General features: G+C 43.5%; 18 protein-coding genes and 2 pseudogenes. 10 read left to right on the forward strand and 10 right to left on the reverse strand.

The window, feature by feature from the left end; all coding sequences use genetic code 11:
- The first annotated feature begins 43 nt into the window (after nucleotides 1–43).
- A complete protein-coding gene (locus tag XDD1_RS02505) occupies nucleotides 44–1,468 on the forward strand; it encodes a Na+/H+ antiporter NhaC family protein (RefSeq protein WP_045968386.1) in 1,425 nt (474 codons plus the stop codon).
- A gap of 21 nt (nucleotides 1,469–1,489) precedes the next feature.
- Nucleotides 1,490–2,482 (forward strand): D-cysteine desulfhydrase, encoded by a 993-nt coding sequence (locus tag XDD1_RS02510; RefSeq protein WP_045968388.1) that lies wholly within the window; start codon nucleotides 1,490–1,492, stop codon nucleotides 2,480–2,482.
- 136 nt (nucleotides 2,483–2,618) lie between these two features.
- Here the strand turns inward: XDD1_RS02510 and XDD1_RS02515 are convergent, their stop codons facing one another.
- Nucleotides 2,619–3,152 (reverse strand): MFS transporter, encoded by a 534-nt coding sequence (locus XDD1_RS02515; RefSeq protein WP_231854449.1) that lies wholly within the window; start codon nucleotides 3,150–3,152, stop codon nucleotides 2,619–2,621.
- Between XDD1_RS02515 and XDD1_RS02520 the strand changes: the two genes are divergently transcribed.
- Both XDD1_RS02520 and vapB read left to right on the forward strand, forming a co-directional pair.
- Nucleotides 3,141–4,178, forward strand: a complete 1,038-nt coding sequence (locus XDD1_RS02520; RefSeq protein ID WP_045968390.1) for an IS630 family transposase — start codon at nucleotides 3,141–3,143, stop codon at nucleotides 4,176–4,178. The genes XDD1_RS02515 and XDD1_RS02520 overlap by 12 nt on opposite strands.
- Before the next feature lie 6 nt (nucleotides 4,179–4,184).
- Nucleotides 4,185–4,395 (forward strand): annotated as a pseudogene (gene vapB / locus XDD1_RS18715) (type II toxin-antitoxin system VapB family antitoxin).
- Nucleotides 4,396–4,400: 5 nt separating this feature from the next.
- Here vapB and XDD1_RS02525 read toward each other — a convergent pair.
- Together XDD1_RS02525 and XDD1_RS02530 are read right to left on the reverse strand one after the other, a co-directional pair.
- Entirely contained in the window at nucleotides 4,401–4,889 is a 489-nt protein-coding gene (locus tag XDD1_RS02525) for a GNAT family N-acetyltransferase (RefSeq protein ID WP_045968392.1), read from the reverse strand.
- Nucleotides 4,880–5,152: a type II toxin-antitoxin system TacA family antitoxin gene (locus tag XDD1_RS02530; protein WP_045968394.1), complete on the reverse strand. Its 273-nt coding sequence runs from the start codon at nucleotides 5,150–5,152 to the stop codon at nucleotides 4,880–4,882. Before XDD1_RS02530 ends, XDD1_RS02525 begins: the two co-directional genes overlap by 10 nt.
- 204 nt (nucleotides 5,153–5,356) lie before the next feature.
- Between XDD1_RS02530 and XDD1_RS02535 the strand changes: the two genes are divergently transcribed.
- Nucleotides 5,357–5,611, forward strand: coding sequence for an antitoxin (locus tag XDD1_RS02535; protein ID WP_045968396.1), 255 nt, complete (start codon nucleotides 5,357–5,359; stop codon nucleotides 5,609–5,611).
- Nucleotides 5,611–5,928 (forward strand): type II toxin-antitoxin system RelE/ParE family toxin, encoded by a 318-nt coding sequence (locus XDD1_RS02540; protein WP_045968398.1) that lies wholly within the window; start codon nucleotides 5,611–5,613, stop codon nucleotides 5,926–5,928. The genes XDD1_RS02535 and XDD1_RS02540 overlap by 1 nt, the downstream gene beginning before the upstream one ends.
- A 125-nt stretch (nucleotides 5,929–6,053) precedes the next feature.
- Here XDD1_RS02540 and XDD1_RS02545 read toward each other — a convergent pair whose 3' ends face one another.
- Together XDD1_RS02545 and XDD1_RS02550 are read right to left on the reverse strand one after the other, a co-directional pair.
- Nucleotides 6,054–6,383, reverse strand: a complete 330-nt coding sequence (locus XDD1_RS02545) for a type II toxin-antitoxin system RelE/ParE family toxin (RefSeq protein ID WP_045968399.1) — start codon at nucleotides 6,381–6,383, stop codon at nucleotides 6,054–6,056.
- A complete protein-coding gene (locus XDD1_RS02550; RefSeq protein ID WP_045968401.1) occupies nucleotides 6,352–6,588 on the reverse strand; it encodes a TA system antitoxin ParD family protein in 237 nt (78 codons plus the stop codon). The genes XDD1_RS02545 and XDD1_RS02550 overlap by 32 nt, the downstream gene beginning before the upstream one ends.
- Nucleotides 6,589–7,038: 450 nt before the next feature.
- On the opposite strand from XDD1_RS02550, the gene XDD1_RS02555 reads away from it, so the two are divergent.
- On the forward strand, nucleotides 7,039–8,004 hold the full coding sequence (locus XDD1_RS02555; RefSeq protein WP_045968403.1) for an Rpn family recombination-promoting nuclease/putative transposase: 966 nt from the start codon (nucleotides 7,039–7,041) through the stop codon (nucleotides 8,002–8,004).
- 139 nt (nucleotides 8,005–8,143) lie between these two features.
- A complete protein-coding gene (locus XDD1_RS02560; RefSeq protein WP_045968405.1) occupies nucleotides 8,144–8,347 on the forward strand; it encodes an RpnC/YadD family protein in 204 nt (67 codons plus the stop codon).
- 174 nt (nucleotides 8,348–8,521) lie between these two features.
- Here the strand turns inward: XDD1_RS02560 and XDD1_RS20445 are convergent, their stop codons facing one another.
- Complete coding sequence (locus tag XDD1_RS20445) at nucleotides 8,522–8,734, reverse strand: DUF7823 domain-containing protein (RefSeq protein ID WP_456243155.1); 213 nt, start codon at nucleotides 8,732–8,734, stop codon at nucleotides 8,522–8,524.
- A pseudogene (locus XDD1_RS20450) lies at nucleotides 8,717–8,962 on the reverse strand (Thoeris anti-defense Tad2 family protein); the annotation flags it as partial. The gene XDD1_RS20445 and the pseudogene XDD1_RS20450, both read right to left, overlap by 18 nt.
- 429 nt (nucleotides 8,963–9,391) lie before the next feature.
- Here XDD1_RS20450 and XDD1_RS02570 point away from each other — a divergent pair.
- A complete protein-coding gene (locus XDD1_RS02570) occupies nucleotides 9,392–10,657 on the forward strand; it encodes an Ig-like domain-containing protein (RefSeq protein ID WP_045968409.1) in 1,266 nt (421 codons plus the stop codon).
- Nucleotides 10,658–10,857: 200 nt separating this feature from the next.
- The gene (locus XDD1_RS18365; RefSeq protein ID WP_052705630.1) at nucleotides 10,858–13,917 is read left to right on the forward strand and encodes an inverse autotransporter beta domain-containing protein; all 3,060 of its coding nucleotides are present in this window, start codon (nucleotides 10,858–10,860) and stop codon (nucleotides 13,915–13,917) included.
- Between the two features lie 154 nt (nucleotides 13,918–14,071).
- On the opposite strand, the gene XDD1_RS20455 is transcribed toward XDD1_RS18365, so the two are convergent.
- The 3 genes from XDD1_RS20455 to XDD1_RS02590 are packed head-to-tail and all read right to left on the reverse strand — an operon-like array spanning nucleotide 14,072 to nucleotide 16,364.
- Nucleotides 14,072–14,422 carry a DUF7823 domain-containing protein gene (locus tag XDD1_RS20455; RefSeq protein ID WP_456243156.1) on the reverse strand — a complete coding sequence of 117 codons (351 nt, stop codon included), beginning with the start codon at nucleotides 14,420–14,422 and terminating at the stop codon, nucleotides 14,072–14,074.
- Complete coding sequence (locus XDD1_RS02585; RefSeq protein WP_045968390.1) at nucleotides 14,410–15,447, reverse strand: IS630 family transposase; 1,038 nt, start codon at nucleotides 15,445–15,447, stop codon at nucleotides 14,410–14,412. Before XDD1_RS02585 ends, XDD1_RS20455 begins: the two co-directional genes overlap by 13 nt.
- Before the next feature lie 32 nt (nucleotides 15,448–15,479).
- Nucleotides 15,480–16,364 carry a DUF2829 domain-containing protein gene (locus XDD1_RS02590; protein ID WP_045968413.1) on the reverse strand — a complete coding sequence of 295 codons (885 nt, stop codon included), beginning with the start codon at nucleotides 16,362–16,364 and terminating at the stop codon, nucleotides 15,480–15,482.
- Nucleotides 16,365–16,401: the final 37 nt, after the last annotated feature.

Consider the following 16,401-nt stretch of genomic DNA (forward strand, 5'->3'; position numbering starts at 1 on the left):
ATTGAATTTATATAAAAAATAACAAAAACAAGGTAAGTAAAAAATGAATGATTACGGTATTTGGACCATCATTACCCCTGTTGTTACCATTATTTTAGCGATATTTACACGCCAGGTTATTTTATCACTCCTGCTCGGTATATTAGTGGGCTTTACAGTTATTCATGACCATAATGTTATTTTAGGCATACAAGGAACGGTTGAGGGCATTATTAATACCTTTTCTTCTCCCGGTAATACCAAAACCATCATCTTTATGTTAATGATTGGTGGAATAATGCGGCTGGTGGTGGTAACAGGTGGCGTGCGATCCTTAGTTCGCTTACTCACGGATAAAACGCAACTGATTGAAAATAAAAAAGCCGTTCAATTTTTGGCAATGATGATTACTTCATTAATATTTATTGAAAGCTCAATTAACCAGTTAATCGCTGGCGCGTCTACCAAGAAATTAGCCAAAAATTATGGTATTCCACCAGAAAAAATGTCTTACATTATCCAGACATCCTGTGTTTCTGTTTGCTCTTCTGCCATGATTAATGGTTGGGGAGCGGCAATGATGGGCGTCATCGGCGTGCAGATTTCTAAAGGGTTAATCAACGGTGAACCGTTTGATATTCTGGCCGGGTCTATGCTTTATAATATTATGGCCTGGTTATCGCTGGCGTCTGTTTTATTCTATATTTTTTCTAATGTATCTTGGGGGCCAATGAGAACCGCAGAAATGCGGGCGTTACATGAACATTTAAATAATAATACCGAAAGCAAGCACAGTGAAGATAATAATGATGTTATTGAACACCCTAACAGTCATACGTCCTTAAATTTCTTTATTCCTATTTTATCGACGGTATTGATGCTGCCCCTTGCGCTCTATATCACAGGTAATGGTGATTTTAGTAAAGGCAGCGGTTCAACCTCTATCTATTGGAGTGTTATCTTTGGAACCACGGTCTCTTTTTTCTGGTTCTTGATACGTCGAATTTTAACCATAGAAACCTTTTTTAAAGAACTTTATATTGGTTATGCCAGCATGATAAAAATAAGTTCTGTCATGGTATTGGCATTTTTAATGGGTAACGTTTCCGCTGATTTAAATACCGGTGCGTATATTGCACACATTACCTCTGATATTATTCCGGCAGGTTTCTCCATCGGTTTTATTTTCCTGATTAGTTCCATCATGTCATTAGCAACAGGCACCTCATGGGGGACATTCGCCATTATGATCCCCATTGGTGTACAGCTCGGTATTTCCGTGGGTATGCCTCCTGAATATATGATTGGTGCCGCCATTGCGGGTTCGATTTTTGGTGATATGACCTCGCCCATTTCCAGCGATGCCATTGTTGCCTCCATGGCAACCGATTGTGACCATATTGAACATATTCGCACGCAAATGCCCTATGCGTTGGTGACGGCAAGTTTCGCTCTCGCCATCTATTTTTATTTAGGCTTTACTTATTAATTTAAATCCGCTGAGGATAATATGTCTTTAAAAGAAAATTTAGCAAAATTCGCCCGTCTTGATTTACTAAAAACGGCAACCACGATGGATAAACTGGAGAATTTATCTCACTATTTAGGGCGTGATATTTATATTAAGCGAGATGATTTAACCCCCCTGGCGATGGGCGGGAATAAATTACGGAAATTGGACTATCTTATTGCTGACGCATTACAAAAAAAGGCGAAGGTGATTGTGACTGCCGGCGCCATTCAATCCAATCATGTTCGGCAAACCGCAGCGATGGCGGCGAAGTATGGCCTAAAATGTGTCGCTTTATTGGAAAATCCCATCCAAAACCAAGATAATAATTTTCTGCATAATGGCAATAAACTACTAACGGAATTATTCAACGCCCAATGTGTTATGTGTAATGAGTTGTTCGATCCCAATAGGCAAATGGAGGCATTGATTGACCAGCTCAATCTCAAAGATGCCTATATTGTTCCCGTCGGCGGTTCTAACGCCCTGGGTTCATTGGGTTATGTGCGTTGCGCATTAGAAATTGCCGAACAGCGTCCAAAAGATGTAGAGTTTGCTGCCGTTATTGTCGCCTCTGGCAGCGCAGGAACACACGCGGGATTGGCGATCGGATTACACGCCACACTCCCACAAACACCGGTGATTGGTGTTACTGTTTCGCGTGTTACCGCCGAACAAGCGCCAAAAGTGAGTCAATTGCAGCAAGAAATCAGCTCGCTCTTAGGTCAAACAACCTGCCCGGATGTCCTGTTGTGGGACAACTATTTTGCACCAATGTATGGCATGCCAAATAAACAAGGGTCTGATGCTATTAAACTATTGGCACAAAAAGAGGGCATTTTATTAGATCCCGTCTATACCGGAAAAGCCATGGCCGGATTAATTGATCATGTGCTGAATAACACCATTGAGAGTCAGAAGCCATTGCTGTTTGTGCATACGGGCGGAGCCCCTGCGCTGTTTTCTTATTCTGGGATTGATGTCATAAGCTAAGCTAAAGAAATAATGTCTTGGCTACATGGTGGCATTGAAGACATTCCATTGGCAACCGGCGTGTAGTAAAAAAGTGGCATTTATTACAGTTCGGTTGTCTGCTGCTGGATTAATACACTTATCCGACTGGACACGCTCAGTTTCTCGAAACTTGGCGACGATGAGGAAAACTGTATTTTTTGGCCTGCCAAGCCACGATTAATCCAAGCAATAGCAATATACATATAACCCAAGGGAATGAAGATACGCCGCTGCTCTCCAATAGTATTCCTCCGACAATGCCTCCCCCCGCAATGGCAAGATTCCAGACAGTAACAACCATGGACTGTGCCACATCAGCACCATCCCCCGCAGCGTCTGCAGAAGCAGTTTGCAGTAATGTCGCCGCGCCACCAAAAGTCAGCCCCCACAGAGTAACAGCTAAGTAAATAACAAGTGGGATTTTACCGCCGAACCCCAGCATAATCGCCGTTAAGGTAAATACGCTAAGGCTGAACAATACCGATATTCTTAAATAGCGATCAACCAGTAGGCCGATAATCCAAATACCGAGCAAAGCCGCTACTCCAAATATCAGCAAAATGAAGTCAATGCGATCTATACCAATCGCCATTGAAGATGCTTGATTTCTTATCCAAACCCGATCATGCTTGCAATCATGAAAATTCATCTGACACCAGAACAAAAACGTGCCCTCGAATTGATGCATGATACCACTCGTGATAGTCGAGTCTGTGATCGCATCAAGGCCGTGCTTTTGGCGTCAGAGGGCTGGACAGCTCAGATGATTGCTCAGGCCTTACGTATTCATGAAACTACGGTAAGCCGTCACCTAAAAGATTTCATCGCGCAGGAAAAACTCACCCCCGAAAATGGCGGTTCTGAAAGCCATCTCTCTGCCAAACAAACCGCCGATCTGGTTGATTATTTGACGGCAAATTTGCTGCATACGACCGCTCAAATTGTGGATTATGTACGAGCTCGTTGGCAGGTGTCTTTCAGCGTGGGAGGCATGACGAAATGGCTTCACCGACAAGGTTTCAGCTACAAAAAGCCAAAGGGCGTTCCTCATAAATTCGATGCGGATAAGCAGCAACAATTTATTGATGACTACCAGTCTCTGAAAGACCGGGCAGGTCAGAATGAACCTATCCTATTTATTGATGCGGTGCATCCTTCGCAGTCCACAAAGCTCAGCTATGGTTGGATGAAAGCGGGGAAAAATCAGGTAAAAGTGGTCGAAACCACCGGCAGTCGTACCCGTCTCAATCTTCTGGGCGCCCTCAATTTACAACGAATTGAAGACACCGTGATCCGTGAATACCCGAGTATCAATGCCGAAAATATCGCGTATTTTTTCGGCGCTATTAGAGAAACTTACCCACTTTCGCAAAAAATTCATATTATTCTGGATGGGGCGGGTTACCACCGGGCAGAATTGGTGAAAGAGGTGGCATATGTCCTTAATATTGAACTGCATTACCTACCGCCTTACAGCCCAAACCTCAATCCAATAGAGCGATTGTGGAAGTATATGAATGAGCAAGTACGTAACAATGTTTATTTTCCGGATGCGAAGACATTCCGTGAAACCCTTCGTCACTTTTTTCATGTCACTTTGCCAGAAAAAGCGAAAGAACTCACGACTAGACTGACTGACAACTTTCAGATTTTAAAACCTGCATCTTCAAGTTAGATTGGTATATATGGAAAAGACAACGTCTTTAAAAGTAATCGTAGTCAGGCTGTACGTTTGCCTAAAGCTGTTGCTTTACCGGAAGAGGTAAAATCATGTTGATATTATTGCTATCGGTCGAACCCGCATCATAACGCCAGCAGGAGAGGGATGGGATAGTTGGTTTGATGGTGAAAATGTCACTCCCGGTTTTATGATCGATAGGCAGCAGCCTTAAATTCATCAGTTCTTCCTGCCTAATGGCAGCATCAGCGTATAGGGTGCCAACGGTGACTGGGTGAAACCAAGGCGCGTATAGAACGTTCGGGCGTTCTCATCAAGTGCGTGGACGATGATAGCTGAAATGCCCACCTGTTCCGCCATGCTGGCGACACGTTTCCAGGCATCCTGGAGAAGCAATGCCCCGAACTTCTTCCCTTGATATTCCACATCGACAGCCAGACGGCCGAGAAGCACGACAGGGATAGGATCTGGCATATTGCGTTTAAGCGATGGTGTAGATTCAATATGATTAATTGAACCCGCGCTCAGACAATAATAACCGATAACGTCTTTTGTACCTTCCTTGCAAATCACAAAGGTGCGGCTCGCGCCGAGCTTATTATTTTTTAACGCCCGGCGTGAAAGCCATTCGTTTAATGTTTCATGCTGGCAATAAAAATCATTTATATTATGTTCAGCTGTTAATATTTCAGGTGCATTTATTCCCATGGTGCTTTATACCCCATGAGTTTTTTAAAACCGGCATTATCAGCAAGCGGTTGTTCCAGCATCTGCATGAACGCATGATATTTTTCGTCGTTAACGAAAAAGTGGTTTTGAGCAAGTATCGCCTCTTCGGCTGCGCGGCAGGCAGCATCCAGAATGAAATCAGTTCGGGTCTTCGATTGCAGGTTTGCTGCATGATCAATAAGCTCCCGCTGAAAGGCTTTCGCCCGGATATTGATCGGGGTTTCTTTAGGTTGCGTTCTCATAAATCACCTGTGTCGCTAATGGATAGAGTATTATTATAACATCTGTATATCTAATGGCTATACGTTTGGCGTCACTGCCAGCGATAGCGACACGCTTTTGCGGTTGCGACCGATCTGTCTACTGCTCATCACCTGTTTTAAAAGTCACAAATGATGATAATATGTGCTAATGTGGGTTTGTGTATAACAGTTAAAGGGAAAACTATGAGCCGTCTCACCATCGATATAACCGATCTGCAGCACCAAAGCCTGAAAGCCATGGCCGCGCTGCAAGGCAAGACTATCAAGCAATATGCGCTTGAACGTCTCTTTCCTGCCATGGATGATAGCGATCAGGCATGGCAGGAGATAAAGGCCTTATTGGATACACGAATCAGGGAAGGTTTGGAAGGGAAGGTATCCAAAAAGAGCGTGAATGACATACTTAATGAAGAGCTTACGAAAGAAGACCGCGTTTGATGGACTATATACTTACGGATGCTGCCGAAGCAGATTTACGGGCAATTATCCGATACACGCGCAAGCAATGGGGTGATGCGCAAGTGCGCCGCTATATTACCGCGTTGGAACATGGAATTGTGCGCCTCGCTGCCGGAAAAGGCGCTTTCAGGGACATGAGCGCCATTTTCCCTGCATTACGCATGGCACATTGCGGAAGCCATTACGTATTTTGTCTGCCGCAAGAGAATACGCCTGCCCTGATTGTGGCAATTTTTCATGAACGTATGGATTTAATAACACGCTTGGCCGAGCGTCTGGCAGGACACAAATCTTAAACCTGCATGACATGATAGAAATGTCCCGTTATTACGTCAAAAACCAGAAAATGATAACACGCAAAGGCGGCAAAACCCTGCAAACCGCGCATCAAAAAAGCCACACCAAAGTGCAGCCTTATAGACTATTTAATAAACTTTAAATCGTCTTTCCTGTGTCGCTTTTGTTCCTGATAAAAATTTTCATGAGAACCAAAATTTAACAGGTATAGCTCTATCTTTTCTTCAACCCAATGATATCCAAGCAAGGTTAGCAGGTTATTTAACTGAAATTTGTGAACGCGAAGAAAACTTAAATCGCCTTTCTTCTGTTCGCCAATTTCTGGGTCGTCGATAATTTTCTCTATCTCATCTTCCACGACGGCAAGAAGATTTTCAGGTAACTTAGATAACGCTTTAGAGAAACACCTTGTTTCATAAACATCAATCTTGGGACTTTTTTGTCCTTCTGACATAACGCGACACCTTACCATTATTGACTTCGCTTTTCGCCAGTAACGACTCAAGGATAAAGGAGTACGGCAAATCAGGGTTCTCTTCGGCGATGCGACCTATTTTTGCCCAATGCTCAATCTGCTTTGGTACACTCCTGCTTGAAGCTTCTGCGTGAACCTTTACATCGCTAACGAAGTCATCATCTAAACGGATACTAATAGCCATTTGCGTAGCCTCTCGGTGTTTGTGTTACATGCGGTGCGAAACGCATACGCTTTCGGAAGCGCAGGTATAATGTGCGCCATTTTGTCGAATAACGCAATTTTTTGTTGCATTAAATAATTAAATACATGCCATCAGCCATTAGTAACACCAGTGACTTGTTTAAGGAAGAATTTTTAAAATTTCCATATCGGCGGAACCACGTTCAAATTTCACCATCCACTTTATCGCCCACCTGAACAACTTCCCATCATCAATAACCGACCTTGCGAAGCCTCTCGCAAAACAAATACTGGGTATACATCCATTACAAAAAGATTGTTAATTCCTCCGCAAAATCCGCTATTGCATCAATTTTGCACCATTTTTGTGTTTAACTTGCGTTCCATTTTCGCCATTATCATGCAGGCCAGTGGCATTTTTTAACAATCAATGGAAACAGGGAGAAAGTGAGTGGGAAACAAGGACGAAAGACCGAATCATGATGAATTATTCAAGTATGTTTTAACACAATCCAATACAGCCAAAGCATTTTTATCGTTATACCTGCCGGAACATGTCCGGTCGTTATGCCATTTCCCGACCCTACGATTAGAGCCGGGAAGCTTTATCGACGAAAAATTAAGGAAACTGTATACGGATGTTCTGTACTCGGTTGAAACGGTGCAAGGCGAGGGATATATTTATTGCGTGATTGAACATCAGTCAACGCCTGATCCGATGATGGCATGGCGGTTGATGCAGTATTCGGTGTCAGTGATGGCAAGTCACCTGAAAAACGGGCATAAAAAATTGCCGCTGGTCGTGCCCTTGCTGTTTTATCATGGAAAAACCCAGCCTTATCCTTATTCAATGCAGTGGCTGGATTGTTTTGACCAACCGGAGCAGGCAGTGCGTCTGTATAGCCAGCCGTTTCCGTTAGTGGATCTCAGTGTACTCAGTGATGACGAGATCTTGACCCACCCTAAAGCGGTTGCCATGCTGGAGTGGGTTCAGAAACATATCCGCGAGCGTGATATGCACACCTGGCTCAACGGGCTGATTATGATACTGGGCACGGGAGATAATACAAAAGAGCAGGTTGAAGTTCTGCTTCGCTACTTATTGCATAATGGCCATGGGCAGAATTTTACGCAAATAATCCATCATATAGCTAACCAATTGCCGGAGGACAAAAATATGGTGATGACCATTGCAGAAGAATTGAAACAAGAAGGGCGAAGGGAAGGACTTGAACAAGGACTAGAACAAGGCCGTGAACAAGGCCGTGAACAAGGACTTGAACAGGGCCGTGAACAAGGCCGTGAACAAGGTAAATTGGAAACCGCCCGTGCATTTTTACAAAACGGCGTGAGTGTGGATATCATTATTCGCAGTACAGGACTGAGCCGGGAGCAGATTGAAGCGTTAAGGCATTGATTGATTTTCCCGCGTCACCTGCGCAAATACAAAAGAGCAGGTTGAAGTTCTGCTTCGCTATTTATTGCATAATGGCCATGCGCAGAATTTTACGCAAATAATCCATCATATAGCTAACCAATTGCCGGAGGACAAAAATATGGTGATGACCATTGCAGAAGAATTGAAACAAGAAGGGCGAAGGGAAGGACTTGAACAAGGACTTGAACAGGGCCGTGAGCAAGGCCGTGAAGAAGGTAAATTGGAAACCGCCCGTGCATTTTTACAAAACGGCGTGAGTGTGGATATCATTATTCGCAGTACAGGGCTAAGCCGGGAAAAGGTTGAAGCATTACGGCATTGATTGATTTTCCCGCGTCACCTGCACATGCTGGAAGATGCCGGCATGTGCAATAGCGATTTTGAGTGTTCTGCTGTATTTTGACATAAAAGATCCCCAATGTTGGTTTGGTTGTCCAACTATTGGGGGTCACTTCACGAAGTGCAGCCTTAAATTCAGGGAGTGGATTTAGGGGATTTATTTCCAACTGAGTTCAAAACGCTTGGTTTGACCCGTTTGCTTCAATATGGTAATTAAAGGTTGTATCTGAGAATAATTATAATCTCGATAATAAAGAGAATAATATGTATTACCGTCGGCTTGGGTGGCTTGGGTGAAGCTACCGGAAATACCAATATAATAGGTTACACCATCGGCTGTTACATGAAGGGCTTTGTCACTTTTCTCAATATAAGGATTCCCTCCGCCTTCGCCATTATTCGCTTCCGATTCGTGACTTAGGCGCATGTGTTCTTTGGGAGCATTCCAGTCACTGCGATAGACTTGTTTTCCCAAATACACTAAGCTCAGCGCCCATGCGAAAGTCCCAGCGGGTACATTGATATTGTCATCGTTAACCTGATATTGGTTTGGATCAAACGGACATCCTGTCTCATCCAGTTTATTCACTTCAGACATAAATACCTCTCCTATTATGAATTAATAGTTAAAGGTTATTTCATCCTAATTATAAACAGCCCGTTAATCTTACTTAGGGAGAGTTTTTATCTCAATCGAATAACGCATAACCGAATAAATACGCATTTAAGTAGGGTGAAATGCGCTGGAATTTATCACTTCGCCAAGTGAATAATTCGCTGGGGGGTAAATTCGAAGTTTACTGCTGAAAAATACCCGATATTCAATAAAGTGGATTTTAACGGGGTATAATGAATAATAGATTTAACTATCCACCCCAGAAAGCGATAACTTTTTATTATCAGCCAATAGCAATATTTCATTACTCTGTTGGCAATAAATTATTTACTGTGTCTCAAGCGCTCAGAAAGATTAATTTTATATTTTTATTGAGTGCTGGAATATAAAATATTACATGAGGAGCTTTATATGAAAACCTATATTAATAATAAGTTTATCCGATTATTGCCTTATATCGGTTCTTTGTTTTTGCTATCGATATCCATGAACGCCTCTGCGGCCATTAAGCTTGGCAAGATTGAACTCACATCGACCAATCAGGATATTATTGGCGACGGAGAACAGGCTTATTCTTATCGGGTAAAAGTGACCGATGCAGACAGTGGTGATGCCATGCCTGATTTGTCCTTTGATGCCGATAAGGTAACTTGGAGCGTGGTCGATGCCAGTGACAACAATTATGATTACGGCAAGCTGCAAGAGGAAGGTAAGTTGTTTTTTGGCGATCAACGCCTGATTACCGATAAGCATGGCTACTTAACGGCAACGTTGGCCAGTACTGTCGGTGTTAATACGGTGTTGGCCAAACTGGATATTGTGACGAAAGATGACAAACAGGAAAGAATTGCTAACACTCCCGTGAACTTTACAGCACCAGAAAAGCCGACTGGATTGCTTGTTTACAATCAGGATGTTTCCCAGTATGGAGGAACTAATGTGACAAATCAACCGGAACCAATAGTTGGACTAGCCTATAAATTCTTTAGTAGTGGGAATGGACCTGTTAACCTCCCAGACCGTACGATAGCAGAGCTACGGGATGCTGCAAATACACCTGTTTTCGATCCTGATAGTGAAACAGCCATAGCTGAAGTTACCCGTGGCAGTACGGCGGTCGTTTACAACCCCGAATTTGGTAAGTTCTATCTGGGTAAAATGAATGGAGGTGACGCTCCAGCACTGGGTTTGACAGAGCTTAAGTTGAGTGTGATCAACGATAAGACGGGAGCAATAAAAGCCTACACTCATACACTAAATTATCAGCGGCAGTTGACAAATATAATGTCTATTAACAGCGCTACAGGGGCGGGTTATGTTACTAATGATAATGACTGTAGTAGTGGCAAGTATGGTGGTAATCCAGGTCAATCCTACACGCTTACAGCCGTGAATTTGTCGGAGATTATACCAGTATCTGGGGTAAGTCAGGGTATAACTCTATTGGAAGAATATCCCGACCTGAGACATTGGACCCTGCTTTCGTGGGCTGATTCGAAGCATGCGGTTGCCCCAGACAGCGTCAAACTCATGGTGAAAGATGACAGGCCCGGGGTACCAACGGTTGGCAAGTTAGTTACATATGATATATCTACCAAGCAGATAACTGATGTAATACCAGCATCTTTACCAACAAATAAGAGCTATGCTTTCCTCTGTGTGATCCATAAAAAATAGGATAAAGTAATAAAAACAGGCTCAATTATTTTGAGCCTGTTTTTTTATGGAAGAAGCGATAACTTTTTATTATCAGCCAATAACAACATTTCATTAAGCATCTTTCCAACAAGTCACCTAATGTAATTTAAGTGCACAAAAGTATTAATTTTTATTCTTATTGAAAGTTGGGACATCAAATATTCTATGAGGTGCTATATATGAGTCCATATATTGGTAAGAAGTTCATTCGATTTTTACCTTATATCGGTTCTCTGTTTTTGCCCTTTGTCGCCATCAGTTCATCGGCGATAGGTGAAAAAAACACAGAACACCAAACGCAGAAAGTGGAAAGTGAAAAGTGGCTAAACGAATCAAATAATAGAGACAATGAAACCGCCGGCTTAATTGCACAAAATGTTCAGTCGGTGGCTCAGGTATTATCGTCTTCCCCTTCTGAATTGACCGAACAGGCTAAATCCTATGCGCTGGGAAAAATCAACGGCGCGCTGTTCGGCGAAACCCAGAAATGGTTATCCCAGTTCGGGACAGCCAGAATTAACTTTGCTTTCGACAGAAAAGGCAAGCTGGATAATGGCTCGCTGGATCTGCTGCTGCCGCTCTATGACAATAAAGCGGATTGGCTGGCTTTCTCCCAGTTGGGTTATCGCCATAAAGATGACCGCCATACCGTGAACGTCGGTTTGGGCGGGCGTTATTTTACCCCCAGTTGGATGTACGGGCTGAATACCTTCTATGACCATGATGTCACGGGTAAAAACCAGCGTCTCGGCGTTGGGGGCGAAGCGTGGACCGATTATGTCAAACTCTCCGCCAATACCTACTGGCGCCTGACTAAATGGCGTGATTCACCGGAAGAGCACGGTTGGGAAGAGCGCCCGGCCAACGGTTTTGATCTTCTCGGTGAATTCTATTTACCCGCTTACCCGAATCTGGGCGGTAAGTTAGGCTTTGAACAATATTATGGTGATAACGTCGCCTTGTTCAATCGTGACAGTAAACAGAAAAACCCCAGTCTGGGTCGGGTTGGCCTGAATTATACGCCGGTTCCGTTGGTGACCATCGGTGCGGATTACAAATATGGCGGCAGCGGGCACAGTGAAACCCTGTTTCAGGCCAACCTGAATTATCGGTTTGGTGTGCCTTTTAGTGAGCAGTTCTCGCCGGATAGTGTGGCTTCCATGCGGACACTGGCCGGCAGCCGTTATGATCTGGTGGAAAGAAACAACCAGATTGTGCTGGATTACCGCAAGAAAGTGGAAGAACTGCAATTGACGCTGGCGCAAAACGCGATTGTCGGTTACAGCCTGCAATCCTGGCCAACGCCAATCCCGGTGACGGCAAACGCAGAATCCCGCGTCAAGCGCATCATCTGGCAGGCCAGTGACGCATTTACCCAAAATGGCGGGAACATTACCAGCGATAATAATAAGGCACTGCATCTGACATTGCCTCATTTTGTGCAGAACAGCCAGAATAGGTATACCGTCAATGTCATTGCGGAAGACACTAACGGCAAGCACACCAAGCCGGCTCTTTTGCATGTGACCGTAAAACCTTTGGCTGTAAAACAATTTAGGATTGAAAAAGTTCCTTCTGCTGCTGATGGTAAGGAAAGTTATCACTTATTGGCCACGCTGACGCATGGTCTGGCCGATACCGATATTATCCGCGATACGCCGTTTGATAATGTCAAATGGTGGATTGAGCCGAAAAATGACGACGTGAGCCTTGAGTGGGCAAAACCCAGTAAAACCGATGCTGACGGGCAATTGCTGGCCACGGTAAGCAGTTCCCAGCCGCTGAAAGATGCCAAAGTTTTCCTCGAAATACCGGGCATGGGCAAAAAACAGCTTGGTGATGTTAACTTTAGTAGTCTGCTTTCTGATTTTAACCTTCAGTCAGTTAAGCCACCGGCAGAAGGGCCACTTCTTGTTGGAAACAATGATCATATCTTTACGGCTGTGGTCACCAATAAGCAGGGGGAGCCACTGAAAAACCAAAAAGTGGATATTAAGTGGTATCCAGAGACCTTGCCGGAGGGGGTGAAGTGGTCATCAGTGACAGACAAAACGGATGACCAAGGGCAATTGTTTGCGACCTTAAGTAGTACCAAACCAGCAACAGGGATTAAAGTCGGTGCGTCAATGGAGGGTGGTAAGCCCGTATACACAGATAAGCCCGTAAATTTCGTGATCATTAATGCTGACGGTATTCAAGCTAAGTTTGCCAAACAGTCATTACCCGTCATTTTCACTGGAGATAAGGGTTATACCTTTACGGTTGTGGTCAGTGATAAGCAGGGTCACCCACTGAAAAACCAGTTTGTGAATATTAAATGGTATCCAGAGACCTTGCCGGATGGCGTGAAGTGGTCATCAGTGACAGACAAAACGGATGAGCAGGGGCAATTGTTTGCGACCTTAAGCAGTACCAAGCAGGTAACCAATCCGTTCAACGTCGAAATCTCCCTGGATGGTGGTAAGAACAAAATCGACTTCCATGATGGTGTGACGTTCCATTATAACGTTATAGCTGAACCGCTCCCAATGGCAAAACAGACACTTTTCGCCGATGGTGTCCAAAGTTTTACCTTTAAGGCAAAACTTATAGATAAAGGTACGAATGCTCCGTTGCCTGAAGGACTGGAGCTGAATAATTTTATTGCACCGTCGATTCTTTGGGCAAAAACTGAAGATGGCCATTTTGCCAATGTTGCTCCAGGTTTGAAGCCGTTTTTCCAACCTGAGAAAGTAGGCCCTTCTGGGGAAGTGTCAATGATCTTACACAGTGACAAGCCAGCAAGAAATGTTAAAGTCGGTATAAACGTGAATTCTAATTCTTTTGGTGCTGCTAATAACACTATAACCTACTTTAGTGATTATGCGACTTTCGTGGATAAGAGTGATATTCGGCTTGATGATGCATTGATAACAAAAAAGACACATGATTATAAGGTTGGCGATGATGATGATATTTACCAGGTTGCAGTAGTGGATTCCAACAAAAATGGTTTACCCTATCTGGATCTGTCGAAGTACTATAAAGTAGCCTGGACCACGGGCAAGCCGACGTCAGGAAATCAGAGTGATCTAAGTGTGGAAGATATTACAGGTACCACCACGGATGATAAAGCGTTCTTAACCGCAAAATTAAAAAGTAAAGGCCCAGTTCAGGGCGCTAAGATCATACTGACGCTTACGCCAATATTAGGTGGCAATCCGTTGACAGTAGAGTCATACCCCGTGGACTTTCAGTAAAGGTGAAAACACTGGAACCATAATTCTCTCAGGAACCAACACATTTGGAATATTGTTAAATAGGATAAAATAACAAAAAACAGGCTCAAAATCATTGAGCCTGTTTTTTTATGGAAGAAGCGATAACTTTTTATTACGCGCCCTTAGGATGAAGCTATTTGGAGTAATCGGGGTAATTTATATTATCGTACCAGCGAAAGTGGAAATGCTTGGTTTTACCTGTTTGTTCCAATATGTCACCTATCGCCATGCTGGCCATGGTTTCTTGCCGATATGTCACATATACAATGTATCCGTTAGATGAATCTACTATATCAACACTAGAATCACGGTCAGTAATACTAAAATGATAGGTGTTACCATCAACCGTTACTACAAGATCTTTTTTAAGTAACCTTAGCACTTTCTGGCATTTATCCTTATCTTCACAGGATACGATAAAAAATAAAAATGCTATGGAGTCATATGGGGGTTGAAAAGAACTATACCAATCTAACTTGAAGATGCAGGTTTTAAAATCTGAAAGTTGTCAGTCAGTCTAGTCGTGAGTTCTTTCGCTTTTTCTGGCAAAGTGACATGAAAAAAGTGACGAAGGGTTTCACGGAATGTCTTCGCATCCGGAAAATAAACATTGTTACGTACTTGCTCATTCATATACTTCCACAATCGCTCTATTGGATTGAGGTTTGGGCTGTAAGGCGGTAGGTAATGCAGTTCAATATTAAGGACATATGCCACCTCTTTCACCAATTCTGCCCGGTGGTAACCCGCCCCATCCAGAATAATATGAATTTTTTGCGAAAGTGGGTAAGTTTCTCTAATAGCGCCGAAAAAATACGCGATATTTTCGGCATTGATACTCGGGTATTCACGGATCACGGTGTCTTCAATTCGTTGTAAATTGAGGGCGCCCAGAAGATTGAGACGGGTACGACTGCCGGTGGTTTCGACCACTTTTACCTGATTTTTCCCCGCTTTCATCCAACCATAGCTGAGCTTTGTGGACTGCGAAGGATGCACCGCATCAATAAATAGGATAGGTTCATTCTGACCTGCCCGGTCTTTCAGAGACTGGTAGTCATCAATAAATTGTTGCTGCTTATCCGCATCGAATTTATGAGGAACGCCCTTTGGCTTTTTGTAGCTGAAACCTTGTCGGTGAAGCCATTTCGTCATGCCTCCCACGCTGAAAGACACCTGCCAACGAGCTCGTACATAATCCACAATTTGAGCGGTCGTATGCAGCAAATTTGCCGTCAAATAATCAACCAGATCGGCGGTTTGTTTGGCAGAGAGATGGCTTTCAGAACCGCCATTTTCGGGGGTGAGTTTTTCCTGCGCGATGAAATCTTTTAGGTGACGGCTTACCGTAGTTTCATGAATACGTAAGGCCTGAGCAATCATCTGAGCTGTCCAGCCCTCTGACGCCAAAAGCACGGCCTTGATGCGATCACAGACTCGACTATCACGAGTGGTATCATGCATCAATTCGAGGGCACGTTTTTGTTCTGGTGTCAGATGAATTTTCATGATTGCAAGCATGATCGGGTTTGGATAAGAAATCAAGCATCTTCAATGGCGATTGGTATATACATAAATCCTTCGACTGCCCTAATAGCTGAAGTTGCTTGATTCTGGACATTAGATAAGGTACCGAAGCTGTTTTGGATTATGGAACCCTCCGGGTCAACCTCAAAGAGATGTTTTTCTTTTATAATCGGTATCATATCGTTGGAAAGATACCCCATAGCTTTTGACCAATATGGAACTGTGGTATATCCTAAATTAATATCAAAAGACATCCAAATATCTTGTTGCAATAATTTCCAATCGCAAGCCATCAAATCTTCTTGGGTTGGTTGCCAAGAAACCCAATAGCCATCTTTATCGCTTTTCTCGATATAAGGAGCTTCCCCTTTTTTATTACTAGATACTTGTTCATAGGCAAGGCGCACATATTCCTTGGGGGCATTCCAACCACTACGATAGACATGTTGTCCCAAATATACTCGGCTCAGTGCCCATGCGAAAGTACCGACCGGTGCAGTGATATTACCAGCCCAATCTTTAAGATTATAATATATGGTAGGATTGAATGGGCAGTGAAGATTGGCGTCGTTAAAAAATTTCCAATCGCAAGCCATCAAATCTTCTTGGGTTGGTTTCCAAGAAACCCAATAGCCATCTTTATCGCTTTTCTCGATATAAGGAGCTTCACCTCTTTTATCAATAGATACTTGTCCATAGGCAAGGCGCACATATTTTTCGGGGGAATTCCAACCACTACGATAGACATGTTGTCCCAAACATACTTGGCTCAGTGCCCATGCGAAAGTACCGACCGGTACAGTGATATTACCCGTCAAATAGTCAAGATTATATATGTCAGGATTGAATGGGCAGTTAAGACTGGCGTCGTTATTTTCTGGCTTGTTAATTTCAGACATAATTTCCTCACTTATTAGGTATTAAAGTTAAAGGTCA

Source organism: Xenorhabdus doucetiae, assembly GCF_000968195.1.
Lineage (GTDB): Bacteria > Pseudomonadota > Gammaproteobacteria > Enterobacterales > Enterobacteriaceae > Xenorhabdus > Xenorhabdus doucetiae.